The sequence below is a fragment of the Anaplasma marginale str. Florida genome, assembly GCF_000215485.1.
Classification (GTDB): Bacteria; Pseudomonadota; Alphaproteobacteria; order Rickettsiales; family Anaplasmataceae; genus Anaplasma; species Anaplasma marginale.
The window spans coordinates 1-4,894 of record NZ_AFMS01000078.1 but is presented as its reverse complement, the minus strand read 5'-3'; the positions used below and the strand labels follow the sequence as shown (position 1 = coordinate 4,894).

The window sequence follows — 4,894 nt, the reverse complement described above, 5'->3', positions numbered from 1 at the left end:
CCCCATCCTTTACACGCAGCAAAATAACAATGCCAAGGTATGGATCATACCAACTATCGACCAAAATCGCCTTCAGCGGGGCATTCGCATCCCCAACGGGAGCCGGCAACCTGTGGACTATTGCTTCCAAGACATCACTAATACCCATCCCGGTTTTTGCAGAAATCAGCAGCGCACCGCTTGCATCCAAGCCGATAATTTCTTCAACTTGTGACTTTACCCTCTCAGGATCAGAAGACGCGAGATCGGCCTTATTGAGTACAGTAACGATTTCGTGATCATTCTCTATCGCCTTGTAGACGTTGGCCAACGTCTGAGCTTCAACCCCTTGACTGCTATCGATTACCAGTAGTGACCCCTCACACGCCGCCAGGCTTCTACTAACCTCATATGAAAAGTCAACATGCCCAGGCGTGTCAACAAGGTTAAGATGGTAGACGACGCCATCCTTAGCAGCATACGTCAACCTTACAGTCTGGGCTTTTATAGTGATGCCACGTTCCCGCTCTATGTCCATGGAATCGAGCACCTGGTCCTTCATATCGCGGTCCGACAGCGCATTACAAGCCTCTATTAGCCTGTCAGCCAGGGTAGATTTTCCGTGATCTATATGCGCTATAATAGCAAAATTTCGTATAGTGCTTTCGCCCACCACAAGCCCAAAAATAGCGTCTTTGAGAGTTTAAGTCACTATCTCTCCCCTTTCAACGTAATAATTCTCCTTAGGTTCTCGGGCGTGCTACCGGACCACCGATTTACTGCATGATCCAGAACATGTGGCGCCAGCTTCTACTTGTTACCCTTCAGCACAACAATTTCAAATTGTACGGGAGCGCCGGCAGCATCATGCTCGTTTATAGACTGCTTATATAGGCCCCATGCTCGTTCCATAACATTCCTGCTAAGCGGCTCATAATTTCGGCGTATGGTGTTACCCTCCCCCATGTTTTTGAGGCCATGAAATAGGTCATACAGACTATTATAAGCCATTTCAACAGTACTAACTTCTGCAACAAGCCCGGAAAGGCCACAAAGTTGCAGACACTCAAGCATATAGGGGGTAGAGTGAAAGGGTTGGATTCTGGGCGCTACACGCAGCCCCTCAGCGGAGGCCAAGGCTTTTTTAACCCCATACAGAGTCCCACTGCCAAAGGTTGCTGCAACGAAAGCCCCACCATCCCTGAGTATAGCGCGAACTCGTGCAAACACCCTGGCCAAATCATTAACGTTATGCAAGGAAAGATTACTGATGACAAAGTCGAAGCTGCAATCCTTGAAGGGCAGCGCTTCGTCGTCAGCAACAACTAGGAGCCCCCCGCCCACACCAGCAAGCATCTCAAGCGAAACATCACACTGAACTATGCTAGAGCCATCAGGCAAAATGCGCGACAGCTCGCTGGCCACAAGGCCATTCCTGCATCCCAAAATCAGCACGCTGACAGGACAATTCCGCAAGAGGATAGCCACTCTGTCACAAATGAGAGCGGCCACCTCAAAAAAAAGCGGAGCTGAAGCGAAGCACGCACGGGCCCTGCGGTGCCTTACAAGCCTCCTATCGAAGGACACTCAGCCTAAAAGAACCTGGGCTTCTTGTTGCCGCCCCCACCAGAGGCATGCTGCGGCCCGCTACCTCTACGTCTGTCGTTACCATGTACCGGATCAGGCGTACCAACATGCTGAGGAACACTGTAACATCCGCCACTGCCGCTACCTGAACTTCCAGCACTACGGCGACGCACGGGCCTTCCGCCACTGCCACCACTACGCCTTCTCTCCCTAGCGGGGCCAGAAGCATAGTCTCGGAATCCGGAAGCACCGCCGCTGGCATCTCCGAACTGAGGGCCATTCTTCTTATTAGAAGAATATGACTCATGCTCCAACAGATCCCCACTATCTTGATCAACTCTACGCATTGAGAGCTGCACGTGATCTTTATCGATACCGATAACGAGAACCTTCACCTTATCATCAACAGCCAGGACATCGGACACCGAACCTATGTGTTCGTTTTTTATCTCGCTAATGTGCACAAGCCCTCTTCTACCGCCCAAGAAGCTGACAAACGCACCGTACTTGGCAATTTCGCTGATCACGCCACTAAAAACCTTACCGACCTCAGGCTCAGAGACTATGCACATTATCATGTTCTTCGCCTCTTCAACGGCATCCCTGCTTACAGCGTATATCATAACGGTGCCATCTTGAGATATTTCAATCTTAACGCCAGTCTTCTCACAAATTTCCCTGACGTTCTTCCCGCCGGTACCTATGACGTTTTTGATTTTATTCTTATCGATAATCATGGATTCCATCCTGGGCACGTGGTCTCGCACCCCCTCTCTGGATTCCTTGATTACCTTATCCATCTTACCTATGATGAACAGCCTACCATCCTTAGCCTGCTGGAGGGACTTTTCAATTATGTCAAAGCCTATGCCCCGTATTTTCATGTCCATCTGGAGAGCAGTAATACCATCCTTGGTTCCGGCAACCTTGAAGTCCATATCCCCAAGATAATCCTCGTCCCCGATAATGTCGGACAGCACCGCGTATCTGTCACCTTCCTTAATGAGGCCCATGGCAATTCCAGCCACGGAAGACTTAAGTGGCACGCCGGTATCCATGAGCGCAAGAGACGCGCCGCACACTGTGGCCATAGAGGAGGACCCGTCGGACTCAGTAATCTCAGACACAACCCTAATGGTGTAAGGAAAATCCGCCTTTGTCGGCAAAACCGGGTGAATAGCCCTCCAAGCGAGTTTTCCATGCCCTATTTCTCTCCTACCTGGAGGACGAAGCGCCGCAGCCTCACCAACCGCATAAGACGGGAAGTTGTAATGCAATAAAAACCTCTCCCTCCGGTCTCCGTCGAAGCCATCAACCACCTGTTCATCCTGCGGAGTACCAAGCGCAGTTATTACTAGAGCCTGCGTGTCACCACGGGTAAACAGCGCGGAGCCGTGAGACCTGGGGATTAAATCGACTTCTATTTCAATGTTGCGTATCTGATCGAAGCCTCTACCATCAACACGCTTAAGTGTGTCCAAGACTCTGGCACGAACCAAAGACCGCTCGAATGTTTTGATCGCTAAGAGGACCTCCTGCTCGGTATACTCACCGCTCTCCTCAACGTGTTTCCTGCACAAATCTGAGTACAGGCCTTCCCTGGCGGCATCAAGCTGGAGCACTCTGGTTTTCTTATTGTGGTCACTGTACGCGACCGAAAATTTCTCTGAGTAGCCACTACTTATATCGGATACCACCTTGCCTATGTCGTGCGGAACAAACTCGACAACGTCCTTTGGGCCCGCAGCCTCAGCAAATTCTTCAATCAAATCCAAGACCTGAGCACAATTTTCGTGCCCGAAAGTCACAGCACCCAGCATTTCCTCTTCGGAAAGTTCAGATGCCTCCGACTCCACCATAACCACAGAGCTTTTCGTACCCGAATAAAACATGTCGAGCTCGCTCCTGGCCAATTCCTCAGCCGAGGGGTTCAGTATGTAGCGCTCTTCCTCTCTGATGTAACCAATTTTCGCACCGGCTATGGGTGTGGGAAACGGTATTCCCGATATAGCCAGAGCCGCCGCCGCACCTATGAGCGCTACGGTTTCCGGTGGGCTCACTTGGTCATAAGATAGCAAATTGCACACAATGACAATCTCGTCGCAAAACCCCGTGGGAAACAGCGGCCTAATGCTTCTATCAACCAACCGCGAGATCAGCGTTTCTCTATCAGAGGGCTTACCCTCCCGCTTGAAGAACCCACCTGGAATTCTACCTATAGCATAACTCTTCGCAAGAAACTGAACTGTCAACGGCAAAAAATCAACCGGCTCCTTGGACTTTTGCGAGACAACGGTCGACAGTACAGAAGTCCCCCCATAATCAACAACAACGGCACCATCCGCCTGGCGAGCTATCTTACCACTCTCAATAACTAATAGCCTATCTCCCCACTCTACACACTTCCTCGTTATATCAAACATACCAACAATTCCTACCCTCTAAAAAAGCGCCTATAGCGCACAAACAACAACATCAGTGAAATACATCCCTTATGCCAAGCCTCTTGACTAAATCCAGATACGCATCGTTCCCGTATTTATTCCTGACATATTGAAGCCCCTTGCGCCTCTTGCAAACAAGTACCATGAGGCCACGCCTACAGTGAAAATCCTTCTTGTGAACTTTCAGGTGTTCAGTCAGATTACGTATCCTTTCCGAGAGAATTGCGCATTGTACATACGCGGAACCCGTATCCCCATCTTTAACCTTGTACTCGGAGATCAATTCAGATTTTTAGCAGGTGTAATAGACATAAAAACGCAAGGTCCTCCTCTCGGCTACATAAAGAACTTTAGACATCAAAAACGCGCACCGGCCTAGCGGTGCCATTTACAACCTTGCAGACAGCGACAGGAACGCCACCCACCCGGCTTAGGTAACACATATCATAATTCTCAGCGGCATACAAGCCATTTAAGCTTGTGCGCTGTAAACTCACACTTTGTCCCTTTTTCACGATCTCCGCCACCTCCGCATCTACGTGCAACCTTAAAAGAGCATCCCCCATAACGTATGATATCGGAAGTAGCGCCTCATTCAGAACATCAGCATCCGCCAATGCCTCTAGTCTGTCTAATGTTACGGAATTTTCTTCCGAGAAAGGCCCTACACTTTTCCTGCGTAAAAAGGAAACATACCCAAAACACCCAAGGGATGCGCCCAAGTCGCGCGCAAAATGAGCGAATATACACCCCCTTTTTGCATACAATAAGGAAATCTGCAGTGTTGCTTTCTTCGTCCGCAGACAGCAAGTCTATGCTGACAATGCACACCTCCTTGGGTGGCAGTGAAACGGCTTCCCCCCTTCGCAAGCGATACGCCCTTA

At 49.9% G+C, this 4,894-nt stretch carries 4 protein-coding genes and 1 pseudogene; all 5 read right to left on the bottom strand.

From position 1 onward, the window contains the following. A partial coding sequence (locus GAC_RS02155; RefSeq protein ID WP_037349267.1) for a GTP-binding protein occupies window positions 1-652 on the bottom strand: 652 nt, incomplete at its 3' end. A gap of 137 nt (window positions 653-789) precedes the next feature. Further along, a complete protein-coding gene (locus GAC_RS02150) occupies window positions 790-1,566 on the bottom strand; it encodes a class I SAM-dependent methyltransferase (protein WP_010267480.1) in 777 nt (258 codons plus the stop codon). 5 nt (window positions 1,567-1,571) lie between these two features. After that, the gene (pnp, locus tag GAC_RS02145) at window positions 1,572-3,989 is read right to left on the bottom strand and encodes a polyribonucleotide nucleotidyltransferase (protein WP_010264234.1); all 2,418 of its coding nucleotides are present in this window, start codon (window positions 3,987-3,989) and stop codon (window positions 1,572-1,574) included. A 52-nt stretch (window positions 3,990-4,041) separates the two neighbouring features. Beyond that, window positions 4,042-4,322, bottom strand: a pseudogene (gene rpsO, locus GAC_RS02140) (30S ribosomal protein S15). A 38-nt stretch (window positions 4,323-4,360) separates the two neighbouring features. Further along, entirely contained in the window at window positions 4,361-4,777 is a 417-nt protein-coding gene (locus GAC_RS02135) for a hypothetical protein (protein WP_241760122.1), read from the bottom strand. Window positions 4,778-4,894: the final 117 nt, after the last annotated feature.

What these genes read in the sequence shown, in the direction of transcription:
- pnp (WP_010264234.1), bottom strand. Translation starts at nt 3,989, where the DNA reads ATGTTTGATATAACGAGGAAGTGTGTAGAGTGGGGAGATAGGCTATTA.